The 19,177-nt window shown below is 61.4% G+C and carries 18 protein-coding genes; 6 read left to right on the top strand and 12 right to left on the bottom strand.

Annotated elements, in window-relative coordinates; genetic code table 11:
* Positions 1 to 149: 149 nt before the first annotated feature.
* The gene (locus JQ600_RS27510; protein WP_212386426.1) at positions 150 to 2,339 is read right to left on the bottom strand and encodes a DUF262 domain-containing protein; all 2,190 of its coding nucleotides are present in this window, start codon (positions 2,337 to 2,339) and stop codon (positions 150 to 152) included.
* A gap of 417 nt (positions 2,340 to 2,756) precedes the next feature.
* Entirely contained in the window at positions 2,757 to 3,092 is a 336-nt protein-coding gene (locus tag JQ600_RS27505; RefSeq protein WP_212490170.1) for a GrlR family regulatory protein, read from the bottom strand.
* A gap of 177 nt (positions 3,093 to 3,269) precedes the next feature.
* Here JQ600_RS27505 and JQ600_RS27500 point away from each other — a divergent pair, with 177 nt between their 5' ends.
* The gene (locus tag JQ600_RS27500; protein WP_212386446.1) at positions 3,270 to 3,926 is read left to right on the top strand and encodes an FABP family protein; all 657 of its coding nucleotides are present in this window, start codon (positions 3,270 to 3,272) and stop codon (positions 3,924 to 3,926) included.
* A 112-nt stretch (positions 3,927 to 4,038) separates the two neighbouring features.
* Here JQ600_RS27500 and JQ600_RS27495 read toward each other — a convergent pair whose 3' ends face one another.
* Positions 4,039 to 4,395: a hypothetical protein gene (locus tag JQ600_RS27495; RefSeq protein ID WP_212386428.1), complete on the bottom strand. Its 357-nt coding sequence runs from the start codon at positions 4,393 to 4,395 to the stop codon at positions 4,039 to 4,041.
* 783 nt (positions 4,396 to 5,178) lie between these two features.
* Between JQ600_RS27495 and JQ600_RS27490 the strand changes: the two genes are divergently transcribed.
* Complete coding sequence (locus tag JQ600_RS27490; protein WP_212386368.1) at positions 5,179 to 6,012, top strand: tetratricopeptide repeat protein; 834 nt, start codon at positions 5,179 to 5,181, stop codon at positions 6,010 to 6,012.
* 4 nt (positions 6,013 to 6,016) lie between these two features.
* Here JQ600_RS27490 and JQ600_RS27485 read toward each other — a convergent pair whose 3' ends face one another.
* Complete coding sequence (locus tag JQ600_RS27485) at positions 6,017 to 6,721, bottom strand: hypothetical protein (RefSeq protein ID WP_212386369.1); 705 nt, start codon at positions 6,719 to 6,721, stop codon at positions 6,017 to 6,019.
* Between the two features lie 199 nt (positions 6,722 to 6,920).
* Between JQ600_RS27485 and JQ600_RS27480 the strand changes: the two genes are divergently transcribed.
* Positions 6,921 to 7,148, top strand: a complete 228-nt coding sequence (locus JQ600_RS27480) for a hypothetical protein (RefSeq protein WP_212265217.1) — start codon at positions 6,921 to 6,923, stop codon at positions 7,146 to 7,148.
* 14 nt (positions 7,149 to 7,162) lie between these two features.
* Here JQ600_RS27480 and JQ600_RS27475 read toward each other — a convergent pair whose 3' ends face one another.
* From JQ600_RS27475 to JQ600_RS27450, 6 genes are all read right to left on the bottom strand, one after another.
* Positions 7,163 to 7,423: a DUF1488 domain-containing protein gene (locus JQ600_RS27475; RefSeq protein ID WP_212265216.1), complete on the bottom strand. Its 261-nt coding sequence runs from the start codon at positions 7,421 to 7,423 to the stop codon at positions 7,163 to 7,165.
* A 204-nt stretch (positions 7,424 to 7,627) separates the two neighbouring features.
* Complete coding sequence (locus JQ600_RS27470) at positions 7,628 to 9,496, bottom strand: TRAP transporter large permease subunit (RefSeq protein ID WP_212265215.1); 1,869 nt, start codon at positions 9,494 to 9,496, stop codon at positions 7,628 to 7,630.
* Positions 9,493 to 10,161 (bottom strand): TRAP transporter small permease subunit, encoded by a 669-nt coding sequence (locus JQ600_RS27465; RefSeq protein WP_212386370.1) that lies wholly within the window; start codon positions 10,159 to 10,161, stop codon positions 9,493 to 9,495. The genes JQ600_RS27470 and JQ600_RS27465 overlap by 4 nt, the downstream gene beginning before the upstream one ends.
* Positions 10,162 to 10,376: 215 nt before the next feature.
* Positions 10,377 to 11,513 (bottom strand): TRAP transporter substrate-binding protein, encoded by a 1,137-nt coding sequence (locus JQ600_RS27460; protein WP_212386371.1) that lies wholly within the window; start codon positions 11,511 to 11,513, stop codon positions 10,377 to 10,379.
* Between the two features lie 215 nt (positions 11,514 to 11,728).
* Positions 11,729 to 12,742 carry an aldo/keto reductase gene (locus JQ600_RS27455; protein ID WP_212386372.1) on the bottom strand — a complete coding sequence of 338 codons (1,014 nt, stop codon included), beginning with the start codon at positions 12,740 to 12,742 and terminating at the stop codon, positions 11,729 to 11,731.
* A 116-nt stretch (positions 12,743 to 12,858) separates the two neighbouring features.
* The gene (locus JQ600_RS27450) at positions 12,859 to 13,287 is read right to left on the bottom strand and encodes a PaaI family thioesterase (RefSeq protein WP_212386440.1); all 429 of its coding nucleotides are present in this window, start codon (positions 13,285 to 13,287) and stop codon (positions 12,859 to 12,861) included.
* A 79-nt stretch (positions 13,288 to 13,366) separates the two neighbouring features.
* On the opposite strand from JQ600_RS27450, the gene JQ600_RS27445 reads away from it, so the two are divergent.
* From JQ600_RS27445 to JQ600_RS27435, 3 genes are all read left to right on the top strand, one after another.
* Complete coding sequence (locus JQ600_RS27445; protein ID WP_212386373.1) at positions 13,367 to 13,996, top strand: CoA pyrophosphatase; 630 nt, start codon at positions 13,367 to 13,369, stop codon at positions 13,994 to 13,996.
* A 135-nt stretch (positions 13,997 to 14,131) separates the two neighbouring features.
* Positions 14,132 to 15,145: a tripartite tricarboxylate transporter substrate binding protein gene (locus JQ600_RS27440; protein WP_212490169.1), complete on the top strand. Its 1,014-nt coding sequence runs from the start codon at positions 14,132 to 14,134 to the stop codon at positions 15,143 to 15,145.
* Between the two features lie 200 nt (positions 15,146 to 15,345).
* Positions 15,346 to 16,752: an aspartate aminotransferase family protein gene (locus JQ600_RS27435; protein WP_212388099.1), complete on the top strand. Its 1,407-nt coding sequence runs from the start codon at positions 15,346 to 15,348 to the stop codon at positions 16,750 to 16,752.
* Positions 16,753 to 16,886: 134 nt separating this feature from the next.
* On the opposite strand, the gene JQ600_RS27430 is transcribed toward JQ600_RS27435, so the two are convergent.
* Both JQ600_RS27430 and JQ600_RS27425 read right to left on the bottom strand, forming a co-directional pair.
* The gene (locus tag JQ600_RS27430) at positions 16,887 to 18,104 is read right to left on the bottom strand and encodes a polysaccharide deacetylase family protein (protein WP_249136119.1); all 1,218 of its coding nucleotides are present in this window, start codon (positions 18,102 to 18,104) and stop codon (positions 16,887 to 16,889) included.
* A 202-nt stretch (positions 18,105 to 18,306) separates the two neighbouring features.
* Positions 18,307 to 19,131, bottom strand: a complete 825-nt coding sequence (locus JQ600_RS27425; RefSeq protein ID WP_212388105.1) for a polysaccharide deacetylase family protein — start codon at positions 19,129 to 19,131, stop codon at positions 18,307 to 18,309.
* Positions 19,132 to 19,177 lie beyond the last annotated feature (46 nt).

Here is a 19,177-nt window from a genome sequence, read left to right as displayed (position 1 = left end):
CGGGTTTTGGTTGGCCCATCCCCGCGTATCACTTTGCTCATGCGGGCTACTTGGTGCCGAGAAAGCGCTTAATAAACTACGGTGACAGTGCACCAAACATTCTCGCCCAATTAGGTGCACTGTCCCATAGCTACACGGTGCGGTGCTGGCTAGGACGTCTCGTCATCATCTCCATCATCGTCTTGGTCGTCGTCATCTGCGTCTACAGACATGGTGTCGATATAGTCGCGTCGAATGTTACGAAGCGAGCGTTTGGTGGCTTGATCAGTTACAAAGAACCACCACCCGTTCGTCCGCTTTCCAGCAATTGCGGTAGCTGCTTCAGTGGCGCTGGAAAAGGCTGCGCCATCAACCTCTATTTTCCCGTCGGGCAGGAGCGTTGCGACTTTGTCGCTGTGCTTCTTTCGACGAGGATAGAGTGACATTCCAGGTTGAAGCGCACCGCCTGTGATAAGGTCTGCCAGATCAACCGTTCTACGAAAGGTTGGCCTGTACCCCGCAAACCCCGAACGATGATCCGATGGAACTGGCCAAATCTGGCCTATGATCCGCACAAGTTCCTTCGTTCGGGCGCGAATGGCATGGTCGGTCCACTGGTCACCCCCTTTTCTCAAAAGGTCCCGGTTCAAAATGAGGACGTCATGCTTTTCAAGCGACGCGCGTTTGCCGGCGCTGCCAGGCCATGGCCCATTCGAGACTTTGGAATTAATTTTGCCAGTTAGCAGCGTGAGATTGCCAAGGGTGTGGATGATGCTTTCCCGATCCGCCTCGTTACTGCCTTCTTGAATTGCCCAATGTGTGTGCCATTTCCTCGGCATCACGTGTTCGATCGCGAGTTTGCCCCTACTGACGCGCTCCTCGCCTAAGCCGCGTTGTCCGTTGCTCCATCCTCTCAGATGATCTTCGATGCCTTCAAGGACCATTCGGAGGCGTCCTCGGCCAAGGCGCCTATATGCCTGTAGTGATACAAGCTCCTGCTCAAGCTCAGCATCGTCGGGCCAGTACCTGCTTCCCGTCGTCTGTCCAGCCAGGAAAGCCTCGATCACATCACCCGAGTTGGCACGATTTGACTTTCGTAAGAGCGCTATTACCTCGGCTACGACCTGATTGTAGTTTTTGGTGGTTGCACGAACCAGCATTCGGCGAACCATCCAACTTTCCACTACGGATAGGGCCTTTGCGAATTGTGCGGGCGGAATTGCCGTCTGCTCCGGGTCGAGTAAATCGAGCACCAATGGCTTGATCACTTCGCTTTCGAGAACGCCGGTCCGATACCCGAATAAGCCCAGACCATCGATTGGCCCAGTGTTGCTAGCCGCGGCAGTAATAAAGCCGCGGTAAACAACAGCGGCGGCGTGAACCTGCTCAAGCAACTTGTGCATGGGAAGTCCAGCCTCATGGTCTGCGAACAGCTTAAATCGGTCGAATACTTCTCGAGCCAAAACCTCCTCACCGGTGCGCGCAATCAACCAATGATTGAGGAATATAGCAGAGCGGGAGTAGCGCAGCCGTCCAACGCTTATTTCTGTCTCCCAAAATGCCGTCTCAAAATCTTTCCAATTTTTTTGATAGGCTTCCTCGACGTTGGTGCCGGCTTCAAGCAGCCGTTGGAAAATGAAGTTCTTGATCAGATCGGCGGCGGTAAGCTGCGCGCCCCGGGCGTTTAACGTTTCAAAAATCTCCTGCGCGTTTTCATCGACCGTAAGGTCAATCACCACCATCTGTAGGAGTTCTCGGACCACAGTCTCAATGGCCGCCGCGCGTATTTGTGTTACCTCAGAGCCAGCTGCCTTGAGCCAATCGCGCGCCTGCTCGCCAAAGAACCGGTGCGCCTCCACCATCTTTTCGCCGCGATGACCGACTGCGGTGTAGTCGATGGGAGGCGTCGCTCCCATAACAGCATTGAATGCTGGCCGGTCGCGATTTGTCGGCCAGACCTTAAAGCGGTCTTCGTGCTTCAAGCAAAACGGCTCGGCATTTTTTACTAGTGGCTCTAGCCTCATTGCCGGCTGCAATGCCTGAACTGCCATCAATTCCGCATGGAGCGCGTCAAGAAGTAATTGCAACGTGGTCAACCGCTGCTGACCATCAATTACGGTCCGCTCCTGCATCTGACCTGTTTGCTTCTGCATTTGCTGTAGGACAACAGCGCCCAGGAAATGGGGATGATGCTTTTCGGTCGGCTGCTTCAGCACTCTCTCCGCAACACGCACAACGTCGTTCCAGAGCGGCTCCCATTGATTTTCTTCGTTCCAAACATAAGGTCGTTGAAACAAAGGAACGACAAATCTTTGGGGTTGCATGAAGACCATCTGAGGGGTGCGTACTTGCGTTTCCATGAGCGTATTGCTTTCGTTTGCTTCTCAAAAATCAGCCAAGTCGTCGGAATCAGAAGCCTGCCTCATGATGCCCGTCACGCAGAATGTACACAACCTTTTCGAGTGCCCGTCCATACTGCAATCGAAATGGCATTAGATCGGGCAGTTACGGTGACAGCGCGCCAGATCGTCCTGCTTGTTAGGTGCGCCGACCGCCTGATTCCTGGAGCGTCACTCTCACGCCGCCTTGTAAGACGCAGATCTTATTGATCTACGGCGCGAGCACGTCGTCGGCCGAAGCTGAATACTCATCCAGAACGCAGCGCCGGACTTAAGGAATTGCCGAGCCGTAGCGCGGTGTCGACCGTTACGGGCTTTTCATCTCGCCCAATGCGTTCGCATCCGGGTGCGTGGCACGTGTAGCGGCGCCAATCGAATTCACCCCTCCACCAACAACCGCAACACCGCATCATACCGAATCCCTTGCTCTCCAACGAGCGCCATCGCATCCACCTTGGCGCCGGCGTCGTTGTACGTGCCGAAAAATCCAATGTATTGGACCCGGGCCGCCATCGGTCGCCCGGTCGGGGTATGCTCCGCGCTGGTCATCTTGCCTTTCCAGCTTCCACCCGAGCACTCATAGCTGCCGGTGTAATAGACATACGCATCGCCGCCATGGATCTGGCCGTCGCGGAAGATCAGGATGCCGCCAACGTCATCGGCCACGCCGGCGCGGGATTTGGCATGCAGCGAATAAAGCCCGTTTTTGATCATGAATATTTCCACGCCTGATCACCGGCAAACGTTGCCGGCGCATACCCGCTGCTTTCCTGCGCGACTTGTCGCTCTGGGAAACGCAATTTAAGCTTATAGCTGGCGGACACCGAAATGGCGACGCAATCGCCCGCGAAGCCTGATATTGCCGAAACCGCGATCACACGAGGTTTTCTTATGCTGCCCATTCCCGCCGACATCTTTACCGAGCCTGACAACGTATCGCCTGATAGCCTCGCCAATCTCGGACCGCTCCGTCATCTGGCGGGTATCTGGCAGGCGGACAAGGGCGTGGACGTCAACCCCAAAGCCGACGGTTCGGAGCGTCGGGTTTTTCGCGAGCATATCCGGATGGACCCGATCGATCCGCAGGCCAACGGACCGCAGCTGTTTTATGGGTTGCGCTATCACATCCACATCAACACGCCGGAGGAAGACATCACCTTCCACGATCAGGTCGGCTATTGGCTCTGGGAGCCCGCAACCGGCCTGATCCTGCAAAGCGTGACCATTCCGCGAGGCCAGGTGTTGCTCGCAGCGGGCCACGCCAAGCCGGACGACAGGCGAATCTCGGTCACGGCGAAGCGCGGCGATACGCGTTACGGAATCTGCTCGACGGAATTTCTGGACGAAGCGTTCCGCACGGAAAGCTACCGGTGCGACATCACCTTCAACGACGATGGAAGCTGGACCTATCTGCTTGAAACCGAGCTTCTGGTGAAGGGGCGAGACCGCCCGTTCAATCATCACGACACCAATACCTTGAAGCTTGTCGCGGCGGCGACACCGAATCCGCTGGCTGTCATCCTGAAGGATCGCGCGGAGAACTCGTAGGATGGGTAGAGCGAAGCGAAACCCATCATCTCTCCCCGTGCAAGCATCGACGGGCTTCGCGGCGTTTATCATCGGGCCGGCCGAAGGCCGTTGGCTCTACCCATCCGACGGTCTACTTGTCGTGCGGTCCGCCTGCTACCGGCTCCGCCAGATGCAGGAATTCGTCGAACGCGACGGCGCCTTCCGCAAGGGTGTGGCACGCGCGACTGTCAATAAAGATTTGCGCGTCATGGTCGAAGATCTCGACGATGAAAAGGGGCTGCCTTGCGGCGCAAGCTGCTGAGGCTGCGTGCATGCGAATTTCATAGTCTCCGATCCACGCCAGGGAAATCGCCTCACCCTCGGGGCGGGACACCAGGCTGACATAGGCCCGGGAAATTCGCAGCGTTGTAAAATTGTATTCCAACGCACGTCCCACAACGAAACCTCGCGCTTTGTTGGTCGGCCGCAGGATTACCAGCCCCGCCATTACGGGACGCTGGCGGTGAAATTAATGTTTCGAAAGATGGGCCGCGGGGAATGACGGCCGGGACTGCGACAAAACAACCCGACGGCCGCGCCCGACGTAGCCTTGGGCGAAGCCGGGGCAACTCACTTCCGATTTACGGAAATCGTGTCAAGCCCAAAATTTCCGAAAATCAAAAATATTCCTGTTGCCATCCGACCCAAATCAGTGTGCATCTATCGCCATCCCGTCCCACTCAGAGGGCGTCGGCCGTCGTCACGACGAGGGGCGGGTTGCGGTGGACGCTGAGGTTGCGATTGACGGTCGCGGCTGAAGCGTACGGCGAAAGCGTGTGGTCCTGGCGCCCGTAACGGCGTCAAGTCCTGCGGGAGCTAACGCTTCCGAGGGGCGACGGTGGCAATAGAGGCCGTCTCACCGGGGAGAGCGCGTTATAAGCCGTAAAGCCATTGCGCAGGGAAGGCCGGGTGTTCTCCGCTGCCCTGTATGCTCGTGTGCAGCATTCTTAGCACAATCGCACACGAGACCGCGGGTGCAGCGCGCACCCGGTCTTCCCTGCGCCCTCTGGATTCGAGGGCGGAGCGTGACGCAAAACTCGGGCGCATCGCGCCGCGAGAACGCGAATCTGCAACCTCATCGTTGTTTGACAATTGAATCAGAAATGGCAGTGTCGCCGCGGGCAAGACGACGGACCTGGAACCGGGCAATGCTGAACTTCCATTACTGCGCGCTCGGCGTGAGGCCGGGCAAAAGCGCGATGCGGTGTTCGCACCTCGCACAGGCGATGCCGTGAGTGGCGGCCACAACAATTCCCGTGCGCAGGCGCTTCAGCAAGCCTCACTGGCGCTGCAGATGCGGCAGTTCGGCCGGGCACAGCAACTTGCAGCCGAAATCCTCAAATCGAACCGCACCGACAGGAGCGCGGTGCTCATTCTGGCTCATGCCCTGATCAATCAGAATCGTGCGGGTGAGGCGATTGTGCCGCTCGAAAAAGCCGCTCGCCGCGGCAGCGATGCGGAGGTTGAAACACTGCTTGGCGCAGCCTTGTGTAGTTCGGAACGCTCGGCGGATGGGATCGAGCAATTGCGGCGCACCGCCGCGCGGCGTCCACCGTATTTGCCTGCCTTTCAGGAGCTCGCAGGTCAGCTTGCCAAGGCCGGCAAACTCAACGAGGCCATCAGGATCGTCGAGGAAGGCCTTTCGCTGGCGCCCGAGAGCATCGACTTGAAGGTCGATCTGGGGCGCCTGTTTCTGCAAAACCATGAGTCCTCAAAGGCTCGCACCATCCTGATGGTCGCTCACGACGCGGCTCCGGGACGTCCGGATATTTTGACAGAACTCGCGCTGGCCCTGCTCTATGAGCGAGACTACGCCGCAGCCGCCGATAAATTCCGTCACGCGCTCGGTCTGCGTCCAGAGGACGCTTTGGCCCGCGCCAACCTCGCCGCGTGCCTGCTGGAGATGGGCGACCGTGATGGCGCCGAGACGGCCTTACGTGCCGTCATGCGCGGAAGACCCCACCTGCTTGGCCGCGCCGCCTACGTGCTTGCCGCTTCGTCTCACGGCCGCTTCTTCTTCCGCCCCAGCGCGGCGGCGAAATTCCTGGGTGGAGAATCGAACTGAGCGGCTACGCCCTGAATTGCCGCCTGTACAATCCGGACTCCCCTCGCATCGTGTCCCGGAATTCGCGAGCCTGCTGCGTCTCTTCCGGCGTGAACGACGAAGTTTCGCAAACCCAGCTTTCCCGCTTGACTGGAATGCACTGGGCTATGGGCGTGCCCTTCGGGAGGATGCCCCGGAAATTTGTGTCATGCCAGTGCGCCGGAAAATGTATCCAGGTATCGGTATAACGGTCGCAATCGACCAGCCCGCTTAGCGTGGTGAATGGCAGATCAAAACGATTGACGGGATGTGTGAAGAACAGCGCATAGCCTTCCGGGGCCTCGATGGTCCACAGATTGTGGAATTTGATGATGAAGCGATCGGAATCGAAAAGCGGCGTACCGGTAACCTGTCCCTTGTCGTGAAATCCGATCGGTGAACGGGGAAAATCGAGAGATCCCGGGGGGAGTTCGTTGTCCCAGGTGATCTGGCCGTTCTCGATCCTCAGGTCGCAGACCAGCGGGATCAGAAAGCCGCAGGTCATCGCATCGACGAAAGGCGGGCACCGCTTTATCGTTTCCTCGTCGCGCAAGTTGATGTCGCTGAAAGCTTTTGCCGGCATCATCTTGAGCCAGTCGGGAACACCCTGGTTCGCCGGCACGGGCCGTGGCAGCTCTCCTTCAAGCTCTGCCGGACAGCGGAATCTAAGCGTCAGCTTATTGGTAGACATTGGGCCCTCCAGTCCAAACCTATGATTGATTAGGTGGAAATTGTCGTCAATTGAAGTTTCAGATCCGGACCGCGAATGACTGTTCGTCCAACGATTGAGGCCCGAGGCCGCGCAATCCTTAACCTCTATGGCGATCCTTCACACCAGGGTCGTATTGGAGTCACGTTGCTGCGCTACATGAGCGCCAACGGGAGTGCGCATGACCAAGATTTCGCCGAACAACTTCAATCCGGAACTGGTTTCAATGATGAGATCGGTGCTGGAACTGGCTTCCGCCCATGTCGACAGCACGTCGGGCAAGCCAGCCACGCCGGCAATCAAGGTGAAGATGGCGTCGCGCATCCTGGCGACCGCCGCGGCAGGCGTCACCGACGCCGGCCAATTGCAGTCGGCCGCGATCGAGGAAGGGCTGTGCCCGGCGGATTGAGGTCGCACCTTCCTTTAGAAGTTTGCCACCCCGAGATCGTAAGAGCCGCGGCTGCCGCGCACGTAAACGCGGGCGGCTGCGGCGCAGATCTTGTCGCGGTTGGCGTCGAACGCGTTCAGAAAGCCCGATTCATCGAGCGGCACGTCCGGCTGGATTCGCGCCAGCGCCTCCTCGTTGACATAGAACGAGGCCTCGATCGCGCTGTCGTAGCCCCAAAACCGCACGGCGCGCCTTGTGTGGTCATAGCTTCGGCTATGGTTCGGAAAATCGATCATCGTGCTCACCAATGGCCGTGACGCCGGCCCCAATAGCTCCCGCCACCAAACAGCAGCACCACGACGATAACAAACAGGACCGGTTCAAAACCCAGGATCGGTTCCATCGGAATCCTCCGCTGGTTTGCGGCTGCGGTCACCGCAGGAGACAACGGCCCATTGAGGCCGTTGTTCCCGCTAACCCTGGAACCCGCGTCCCCCGGCCTAGCCGCCGTACAGATATTTCGGCAGCCACAGCGTCATTCCCGGCCACATATACATGATGACCATGCAGATGATCACGATGAACATGTAAGGCATCATGCCGGAAAAGATCTGGTTCAGCGTGACGTGCTTGGGCGCGACGCCTTTCAGGTAGAACGCCGACATCGCCACCGGCGGCGACAGGAAGGCGGCCTGCAGGTTCACGAACACCAGCACGCCCCACAGGATCGGATCGACGCTGAAGTGCTTCAGCATCGGCAGGAAGATCGGCACGAAGATCACGATGATCTCGGTCCATTCCAGCGGCCAGCCCAGCACGAAGATGATCGCCTGCGACAGGATCATGAACTGGACCGGTGTCAGGTTGAGCGACAGCACCCAGCTCTCCAGCAGCGCCTGGCCGCCGAGTATAGCGAACACCGCCGAGAACAGCGCCGAGCCGACGAACAGCCAGCACACCATCGACGTGGTCTTGAGGGTGAGGAACACCGCCTCCTTGGTTTTTTTCCAGTTCAGCGTGCGGGCATGGAACGCCAGCAGGAAGGCGCCGGCGGCGCCCACCGCCGCCGATTCCGTGGCGGTCGTGATGCCGAACAGGATCACGGCGAGCACGACCACGGTCAGCAGGCCAAGCGGCATCACCGAGGTGATCAACAGCCGCAGCACCTCGAACTGTTCGGCCTCCATGATCGCGTAATAGTAGAACAGCAGCAGCAGCAGGACGGCGGCCGTGAACCCGAAGTACAGATAGAAGCCTTCCGGCGGACCGGACGCCGACGGCGGAGCGGCGGTTTCGCTCTGCAGATTACCCATCTGCTGCAGCACTTCCGGTTCGCCCTTTTTGGCCGCGCCGGACTGCTGGACCGAGCTGCCCAGTTCCTGAAGCTTTTCCTCGACCGGCTCGCTGCTCGGCGCGCCCTGTCCGAGCGGGGTCGGAGCCTCGCTGCGCTCGATGGCGGTGGGCGCGTCCGGCTGCTGGTGGATCACGACGTACCACCAGATGCCCCACAGGGTACCGAGCGTCATGACCAGCGGCACCAGCACGAACGACAGGCTCTTGAGGATCGTGCCGTAGCCGAGCCGCGCGCCATCCACCGTGATGGCAAGGGCCCGCGACGGGGCCACAGTCGCGGCCAGCAATGCCGGCAGCATCTTGCGCGAATAGAGCTGCTGGATCTGCGTCACCCACGGCCGCACCGGCACCCGGGTTTCGCTCTCCGGCAGCTTCGGCGCGATTTTGGGGTTAATCAGCGCCCAGCCGATGATGTAGACGAGGTAGAGGAACGCCAGGAAGAAACTCGGAAACATCGCCGCGGCGTACAGCTTCACCACCGACTGCCCGGCGACCGCCGCATAGACGATGATCATGACCGAGGGCGGGATCAGGATACCGAGCGTGCCGCCGGCGGTGATGACGCCGGAGGCGAGTTTCACGTCATAGCCGGCCTTGAGCATCGGGTTGAAGGCGATGACGCCCATCAGCACCACGACGGCGCCGACGAGGCCGGAGGCAATGCCCCAGAAGGTGCAGACGATCAACGAGGCGACCGCGAGCGCTGCCGGCACGCGCCGGAACGCCAGCTGGATCGCGTAGAACATCTTGTCCACCAGCGCGCCGCGTTCCATCACGTAGCCCATCAGGACGAACAGCGGGATGGAAATCAGGACGTCGTTGGTCATCGCGCCATAGGTGCGCTGGACCATCAGGTCGAAGATGTGGTTGTCGGCCCAGGATTCGCCGGCGCGGTAATAGGCGAAGAAGCCGAAGAACATGCCGAGCCCCATCAGCGTGAACGCCGTGGGGAAACCCATGATGATGACGACGACGATGAGTCCGAGCATCAAAAGCCCGAGTGCCGGATCGCTCATCGCTGCACGTCCCCGCCCAAGCCGCGCTGGCGCGCGCTCTCCTCGATGTTCTGCGCATGCTCGATCGCGCTTCGGCGCGCTTCGTCGTCGACATGCTCGCTCAGCGCCAGTTGCTCCTCGACGACGTCGATTTCGCTGACATCCTTGAGGCGGCTCGGCCACACGCCGGTCTTGAGGCAGATGACGCAGCGCGCGATTTCAGCGGACCCTTGCAGCAACAGCAATATGCCCGCCAGCGGGATCATCGCCTTGAAATGATAGACCGGCGGTCCGTCCGCGGTCACGTTGGAGTGCTCGTTGATGCGCCATGACAGCGCGGCGTAGTCCCAGCCCGCATAGGCCAGCGCCGCGATCCCGGGCAGGAAAAACACGATGTAAAGCACCAGATCGAGCCCGGCCTGGGTGCGCGGGCGCATCGAGGAGTAGAGAAAGTCGCCGCGGACATGGGCGTTCTGCGCCAGCGTATAAGCGCCGCCGAGCATGAACGCCGCGCCGTACATCATGTTCGACGCATCGAAGATCCAGGCGGTCGGCATGTTCAGGATGTAGCGCTTGAAAACCTCGGCGCAGACGAGAAGCATCAGGCCCATCACCAGCCAGGCGGCGGCCTTGCCGGCAAAGGTGCTGATGCCGTCGATGGTATGCAGAAAACGGTCGCTGTTCATGAAATCTGGACTGCTTGGTACGGGCTACTCAATAAAGGGCTGCTACTTGGTACAGGAATGATCCGGGCGAAGCCGGGCGTAATGGCCGACCTGAGATCCGGCGCCGCGTCGGAGCGCGTTCACGTCGTGAATGCGCAGGCGATGGCCAGCCGACGATACAAGACCCCGCCCGGGATTGCCATCCCGGACGGGGTCTGCTGGTCGATTCTATTACCTCAGGTCCGCTTCTTGGCGTTGGGTCCGAAGTAGTGGTTATACGCCATCCGGCGGTTCACCACCGTGTCCTGCTCCCACTGCGTCGCGCGCTTGGCGAACGCCAGCTGGGACGCCACGATCTCCTTGAACAGCGGATTTTCCGCCGACTTTTTCTCGACGACCTGATCGTAGACATCGAGCTGCGCCTGCAGCACCGAGTCGGGGGTCTTGTAGAACTTGACGTTATCCTTGGTCTGCATCTCGGCGTAGTCTTTCGAGTACCGGTCGATCGCCTTCCAGGCCATGTCCTGTCCGGCCGCTTCGGCGGCGTTGTCGAGGATCGCGCGGATCTTCGCCGGCAGCGCGTCGTACTTGTCCTTGTTGAACATGATCTCGAACTGCTCGGCATTCTGGTGGAAGCTCTGCAGCATGCAGATCTTGGACACGTCGGGGAAGCCGAGGACGCGGTCCGACGTGGCGTTGTTGAATTCGGCGGCATCGAGCAGGCCGCGGTCGAGCGCGGCGACGATTTCACCGCCGGGCAAGGCGTTGACCGCAGCGCCCATGCCGCTGAACACGTCGATCGAAATGCCGACGGTCCGGAACTTGATACCCTTCAGGTCGTCGGCCTTGGTGACCGGCTTCTTGAACCAGCCGAGCGGCTGGGTCGGCATCGGCCCATACGGGAATGAGACGACGTTGGCGCCGATCGAGCTGTACAGCTTGGCCAGAAGCTCCTTGCCGCCGCCGTACTTGTGCCAGGCCAGCAGCATGTTGGCGTCCATCGCATAGCCGGGACCGGAGCCCCACAGCGCGAGCGCGTTCTGCTTGCCGTAATGATAGGCGAGCACGCCGTGTCCACCGTCGAGCGTACCCTTCGAGACCGCCTCGAGCAGGCCGAAGGCGGGCACCACGGCGCCGGCCGGCAGAACCTCGATCTTGAGATCGCCGCCGGTCATGTCGTTGACCTTCTTGGCGTAGTCGAGCGCGTACTCGTGGAAAATATCCTTGGCCGGCCAGGTGCTTTGGAAGCGCATGCTGGTCGCGCCTTGCGCGCTTACGACGCTGGGCGCCGCGACCGTTGCTGCAGCGCCCGCGGCGGCCGCTTTCAGGAAGCGGCGGCGGCTGGAAGTGGTGTCCTTTTTGGATGTCGTCATGGTTTCCTCCCCGTTTTGACGGCGATCCAACCAAGGATGCGCCCCTTATTATTGGAAGGGAGACAAAGGCTTGCGCAGGTGTTTGGCAAGAATGTTCGGGAAGATGCGACGCTTCGACGCGGCAGATGGTGAACAACGTCGATGGCGGCTTCCGGATTTATTCCGAAGGCGCTGAATTAAATTTCGCAAGCGGCGATGGCGTATGCGACTTTCGTTTAAGTCGCGGTGCGCGCGCGCCGTCCCTCGATCGGATAGGCGGGATCGTTGAACCCCGGTGTGGATGGATGCCCACTCGCGACCAACCGGTCGATCAGCGCCTCGTCCTCCGCGGTGAAGCGATAGTCGAGCGCCTTCAGGTAATCGTCCCACTGCTCCTCGGTGCGGGGACCGGCGATCACGGCGGACACGAATGACGAGTTCAGCACCCATGACACCGCGAACTGCCCGGCGGTGATGCCGCGCCCTTCGGCGTGCTCCTTGATTTGCTGCGCGAGCTGCAGCGATTCCGGCCGCCATTCGGTCTGCATCATGCGCTTGTCGTTGCGGCCGGCGCGGCTGTCCTTGTCGGGCGCCGTATCGGGACGGTACTTGCCGGTCAGCACGCCGCGCGCCAAGGGGCTATAGGGCACGATGCCGAGGCCGTAATAGCCGCAGGCCGGGAAGTGCTCGACCTCCGGCATCCGGTTCATGGCGTTGTAATAGGGCTGGCTGACGATCGGGCGGTCGATGCCGTTGCGATCGCAGATGTTGCAGATCTCGGCGACGCGCCAGGCGCGGTAGTTCGAAACGCCGAAATAGCGAATCTTGCCCTGCCGCATCAGGTCACCCATCGCGCGCACGGTCTCTTCCAACGGCGTCGAGTGGTCTTCCTTATGCAGATAGTAGATGTCGATATAGTCGGTGCCGAGCCGCTTCAAACTCTCCTCCGCCGCCTGCAGCACCCAGCGCCGCGACAGCCCGCCGCAATTGGGATCGTCGCCGATCTGGTTGGCGAGTTTTGTTGCGAGCACCCAGCTGTGCCTGACGTTGGCAATGGCGCGGCCGACCACTTGCTCGGACTTGCCGCCATTATAGGCGTCGGCGCTGTCGATGAAATTGATGCCGGCCTCGCGTGCCTTCGCCACGATCCGCGACGACGTCGCCTCGTCGGTCGGCCCGCCGAACATCATGGTGCCCAGGCAGATCGGCGAAATCTTCAGGCCGCTGCGGCCGAGTTGACGATATTGCATCGGTCGGGGCTCCTTCTGGTGGCCGTCGTCATTGCGAGCGCAGCGAAGCAATCCATAGCCGCAGACAAGAAAGGTGGATTGCTTCGTCGCTTCGTTCCTCGCAATGACAGAATGGGCTACGTATCATTCTTCAATATCTTAAACACGCCCGACGCCATCGCGATACAGCGCTTGTCGACGGTGACTTCGGTGGTGATGAAAATCAGGCTGCGGGTCGCGCGCACCACGTGCGGTTTGGAGATCAACACCTCGCCGATCTTGCCGGATTCGACGAAATGCGTGTCGAGCTGCACGGTCGCCAGCGTCGGCTTGCCAGAGACGTGTCGCGCGGTGATGCCGCAAGTGCGGTCGGCGAACGTCATCAGCACGCCGCCCTGCACCAGGCCGCGGCGGTTGTGGTGCTTGTCCTCGGTGATCAGCGCGAATTCAAGCTCGCCGTTGACTGTTCGCTGCCACAGCGGTCCGATCAGATGCAGGAATCCGGTCGTTTCGACGATTTTCCAGCCATCGGATTTGAGCTTCTCCGTGGCGGCCCTGGTCGTCATCTGATGCATTCCGTTTCCTGCAGGCGGTCATGTCTCGACAGTCATTTCATCAAACGCGGGAGTATTGTAGTCAAGCGTCATGGCCCGTTCATTTGATGATGCCACCCGGCGAAATATCGCAGAGCTCGTTGCAGCTTTCTCGCGGGCGACGGCGGATGAGCCAGAGCCTGCGCTGAAGCGGGCCGCCGTGGTCATCGCGCTCACCGAAAGCGAGAATGGTGCGGAAACGGCGTTTCTGCTGACGCGGCGTGCCGAGGGCCTGCGCTCGCATTCGGCCCAATGGGCGCTGCCGGGCGGACGCTGCGATCCCGGCGAGACGCAAGTCCAGTCGGCGTTGCGCGAGCTTCATGAAGAGCTCGGCCTGGAGCTCGGAGAGGGCGATGTGCTGGGCCTGCTCGACGACTATCCGACGAGGTCCGGCTATCTGATCACGCCGGTCGTGGTGTGGGTAAGCACAAAGGCCGCGCCGATGCCGAACCCGGCGGAGGTGGCTTCCGTGCATCGCATCGCGCTTGATGAGATCGAGCAGCAAGACGCGTTCAGCTTCACCAAAATTCCCGAAAGCACGCGCCGCGTGATCCGCTTTCGCCTCGCCGGCCAACACATCCACGCGCCGACGGCGGCGCTGATCTATCAATTCCGTGAAGTGCTGGCGGGCCGCAATACCCGCGTGGCCGAACTGGAACAGCCGGTGTTCGCCTGGAAATAGGGCTCCTTGAGTCCGTCATTGCGACCCGTTGGCTCGCAATGACGATGGGTAGGGTCGTCCGGAACGCGGGTTGCGGATGTCGGCTGTTTCAGCGACCATACGCCAACAAGAACAATGATCCCAAGGGAGTGCTGAATGCGCGGTAACGCTTTGGCCGTCATCATCGCCGTCGGTTTCGCCGCCAGCCTCAACAGCGCGCAAGCTCAAAACTATCCGACGCGAGCGATCACGCTGGTGATTCCGTTCGCGCCTGGTGGTTCGACCTCGATCGTCGGCCGTGGCATCGCTGACAAGATGAGCGAACTGCTCGGCGAGAAGGTCGTGGTCGACAATCGTCCCGGCGCCGGCGGCACGATCGGCACCAAGGCCGTCGCCAAGAGCGATCCCGATGGCTACACGCTGGTGCTGGGCTATACCGGCACGCTGGCGATCGGGCCGTCGCTCTACAAGAGCGCCGGCTACGATCCGCGCAAGGAGCCGTCGCTCTACAAGAGCGCCGGCTACGATCCGCGCAAGGATTTCGCGCCGATCGGCCTGATCGGCAATGCGCCGAATTCGCTGGTGGTGCATCCGTCGTTTCCGGCCAAGACCGTCGCCGAACTGATCGCGCACGCCAAGGCCAATCCCGGCAAGGTCAATTTCGGCTCGGCCGGCGCCGGCACGGTCAGTCACATCACCGGCGAATATTTCGCCCGCACCGCCGGGATCACGCTGGTGCATATTCCCTACAAGGGAACCGGTCCGGCGCTGACCGACCTGTTGGGCGGCCATATCCCGATGGCGTTCGCGCCGATCCCGGCCTCGCACCCCAACGTCTCGGCCGGCAAACTGCGTGCCCTCGCGGTGACCAGCACGACCCGCTCCAGCCTGCTGCCCGACGTGCCGACGATGGCGGAAGCGGGCCTCGCCGGCTTCGATGCGTCGCTGTATTACGGCCTCGCGGCGCCTGCCGGCACGCCGCGCCCCATCATCGACAAGCTCAACAAGGTGCTGCGCGATGCGCTTGGCTCCGACGAGGTCAAGAGGCAATTGGCCAATGACGGCACCGAGATCACACCCGGCACGCCGGAGGATTACGCCGATTTCATCGACAAGGATGAAAAAAAGTGGTCGCAACTGATCAAGACCAGCGGCGTCGAGCAGGAGTGAGCGGCACGGCGTCGCGCCGTCTCTAGAGCGTTTTCCAGCGAAGTGGATACCGGTTCGCGTCAAGAAAACGCGTCAAATCAAGAATCTAGAGCCCCGTTCCGATTCAATCGGAACGGAAAAGGCCCTAGAATGCGAAATGGCGGGAACACGCTTTTCGTGGTCTGCTCCCACCGATCAACAAGAATCGGAGCATTAATCCAATGACGGGCAGACCCAACTCCCTGGCGGCTCGCGATGTCGCCTCGCTGATCCATCCCTATACCAATCTTGACAAGCACAAGACGGACGGGCCGCTCGTCATCGCGCGCGGCGAGGGCGTTTATGTCTACGACGAAACCGGCAAGCGCTATCTCGAGGGCATGGCCGGGCTGTGGAGCACCTCGCTCGGCTTCAGCGAAAAGCGCCTCGTCGAGGCCGCGCGCCGCCAGATGGAGCAATTGCCGACCTACCACATCTTCAACAGCCGCTCGACCGAGCCCAGCATCGAGGCGGCCGAAGAGCTGCTCAAGATCGTGCCCAAGGGGCTCGGCAAGGTGCTGTTCGCCAATTCCGGCTCGGAGGCGAACGACCAGGCGGCGAAGATCGTCTGGTTCTACAACAACGCGCTGGGCCGGCCGCGCAAGAAGCGCATCATCGGCCGCGTGCGCGGCTATCACGGCATCACGGTGTTTTCCGGCAGCATGACCGGGCTGCCCGCCAACCACACCGAATGGGATCTGCCGGTCGGCGGTATTCTGCGGACCGATTGCCCGAGCCACTATCTGTACGGCCGCCCTGGCGAGAGCGAGGCGCAGTTCGTCGACCGTCTCGTCGCCAATCTCGAGGACATGATCATCCGCGAGGGGCCGGATACGATCGGCGCCTTCATCGCCGAGCCGGTGAACGGGGCAGGCGGCGTCATCGTGCCCCCGGCCGATTACTTTCCGCGCATTCAACAGGTGCTGCGCAAATACGACGTCCTGATGATCGCCGACGAGGTGATTTGCGGCTTCGGCCGCACCGGGGAGATGTTCGGCTGCGATACGTTCGGCATTGAGCCCGACATCATGACCGTCGCCAAGGCGCTGTCATCGGCCTATTTGCCGATCTCGGCCACTGTTATCAGCGACACCATCGCCGAAACCATCACCGCCCATGCCGGCAAGCTCGGCAATTTCGCCCACGGCTTCACCTATGCCGGTCACCCCGTCGCCGCCGCCGTCGCCCTTGAGACGCTGCGCATCTACAAGGAGCGCGACATCGTATCGCAAGTGAAAGCGCTCGCACCGCATCTGCAGTCACGACTGCGTGCGCTCGGCTCGCATCCGCTGGTGGGAGAGGCGCGCGGGGTCGGACTGATCGGCGCGCTGCAACTGGTCGCCGACAAGGCCACACGCCGGCCGCTGCCGCCGGCCGAAGGTATCGGCGCATTGATCCAGCAGGGCGCGATGGCGCGCGGCGTCATCGTCCGCGCCGGTCCCGACGCGGTGTTCGTCTGTCCGCCGCTGATCATCACGCCGGAGCAGATCGACGAGATGATGGACGCCGTGGCGGCGGCGCTCGACGAAGCGCACGCGGTGGCCGAACAACGCGGCTTGCTGGGCCGTGCGCAGTCGGCGGCGGGGTAGAGGGTTTTCGAGCGAAGTGGATCCGGTTCGCACAGCAATCAAGTTTACGCAGATTGCGTAGACTTATCTGCGGTAGGAAACGCGTCAAAACAAGAATCTAGAGCTTCGGTTCTGATTTCATCAGAGCCGAAGTTCTAGCGCTTCTTCAGGCCGGCCATGCGGACCTTCTTGGCCGGCTTGACCTGCGCATGTTTGGCAGCGCCCTTGCCGCCATGTTTTGCGTGCTTGGCAGGGCGTGCCGCCTGCTTGGCGGACACTTCGTGCGCGGCAGGCGCGGTCGGCTCTACCTTGCGGGCGGATGGCGGCGAATACAGCATCGTCACGCGGATCGATTCCGGGAGCTTGAACACGCCAGGCGCCGGGACCGGCAGCGCGGGCGGGTCAAGCACCAGCGTCACCTGCCGCGACCACAAGGCGTCGCGCAATGCGCGCCGCTGCACGCGGTCCGCAGGCGCCGTATTGCGCCAATCGGAGTCCGACAACGCGGGCGCAGGCAGGGCCGCGGTCGCGGTATAGGCAAAATTCGGAATTTTGGGCCAGCGTGACGTCGCCACTTGCTCCGATACCGGATGCAATTGCCATTGCGACGGCTCGGTCGGCGTCGCCGGCCGGTCCGGCGTCGCGGGCACGACATGGACGAGGCGGTAGCCGCGGGCTTTCAGATCGCTCAGGATTCGCGGCAAGGCTGCGACGGTGCGCGCCTGGATGTCGTGCAGCAGCAGGATGCCTTTGCCCTTGGCCTCGAGCCGCTGCATCGCGAGATCATAGACGCGCTGCGAGGAGACCGGCCGCCAGTCGTCGGCAGGAAAATCGGCGCTCCAGATTTGCAGGCCTTTTGCTTCGGCATATGCCTCGATCACGTCGGAACGGCCGAGACCCGGAATGCGGAAGAACGGCGACGGCGCGGTGCCGTCGGCGAGCGCTGATGTGATCGACGCGATGCCGTCCTCGATCTCTTTTTTGGCGCCATCGATCGAGAGCCGGTTCATGTTCCCGGGATGGTTCTGGGTATGGGTGGCAATGGTGTGGCCGGCATCGCGCATCTTGCGCACGCCTTCGGGATTGGCGTTGGCCTGCCGTCCGACCAGGAAGAAGGTCGCCTTGGCGCAATGGGCGGCGAGGATATCGAGGATCTGGTTGCTGTATTTCGGCAGCGGACCGTCGTCGAAGGTCAGCACCACCTCATGATCTTCCAGCGGCAGCGTCTTGGCATATTGCATGGTGCCGATCAGCGGATATTGCCGCGGATCGACCACCAGCGTGCGCGACGTGCCGATCGCGTCGGGATGCCCGGGGCAATTGGCGGCCGGGGCGGCCTGCGCCGAGACGCCGGTCAGCATTCCCAGAAACATTGCGGCTGAAATTGCGGCTGAAAAAGTAAGCGATGCCCGCTGACGGAGCCCCATACCTGCGCTAGCGATCATAGAACCCCGGCTTCATTCCCAATCGAACGTTGGTCCGCGCGGACCGGTATTCGGTTCACTCGAAAAATGCCTTGTTTGCAATCCTTAACGGCGGGCCATGAATGCCGCCTTAATAGCCGAAATACCACACTTATTTCGGGTTTTGGACAGCCCTGGCGGTGGCCGCCGCGGCTGCCGGGACGATATGGACCACGCGGTAACCGTTGTCTCTCAGATAGCGCAGGAACGCCGGCAGCATGGCCGCGGTTTGCGCCTTGGGATCGTGCAGCAGAATGATCCCCTTGCGGGCGGCCTGCAGCCGCTCGGTGAGCAGCTTCAACTGCTGGGCCGGTTTCATCGGCTCCCAGTCGCTGGCCCAGAGGTCGGCGCCGAACACGGTTATGCCGCGGTTTTGCAGCAGGTCCAGCGTCGCCGGCGTCATCTCGAAATAGGGATAGCGAAAGAACGGCGTCGTCGGGGTCGCGCTTGCGATCCCCGGGGTCGTCGTGGCGGTGCCGTGAAGCGCCTTTTCAACCGCTGCAAAGCCCTTGTCGATGTCGGCCACGGCCGCATCCGGCTTCATGTGTTTGATATTGGGATGCGACCAGGTGTGGTGCCCGACCGTGTGGCCAAGGGCTGCAATCCTGCGCACCAGTTCCGGGTGCGCCGAAGCCGACCTGCCGATCAGGAAGAAGGTGGCGAGCACGCATTCGCGCGCGAGCGCGGCCAGCACCTGGGGCGTCGTGCCCGGCCACGGCCCGTCATCGAAGGTCAGGACCACCTCGTGGTCTTGCAGCGGCAGGGTCTGCGGAAAGCTCTTCAGGCCGACGCGCGGTGAGGTAGCGGCATCGACGCGCAGAACCCGTGAGGTGCCGAGCGCGTCCTTGCGCGGGCATTCGGCGGCCGTGGCCGCTGTGGCCCACACCGTCGCGGCCGCGACGGCTGCGCAGAGCGTCCTGGTGAATCCTGGGGTCATTCGCCGTTGTGCATCTTTAGCATTGCGCTTTGCGTTGCCGATTGGG

The sequence above is a fragment of the Bradyrhizobium sp. AUGA SZCCT0176 genome (assembly GCF_018130145.1).
Lineage (GTDB): Bacteria > Pseudomonadota > Alphaproteobacteria > Rhizobiales > Xanthobacteraceae > Bradyrhizobium.
The sequence above is the reverse complement of the archived record's forward strand: the minus strand, read 5'-3'. Positions and strand labels throughout refer to the sequence as shown.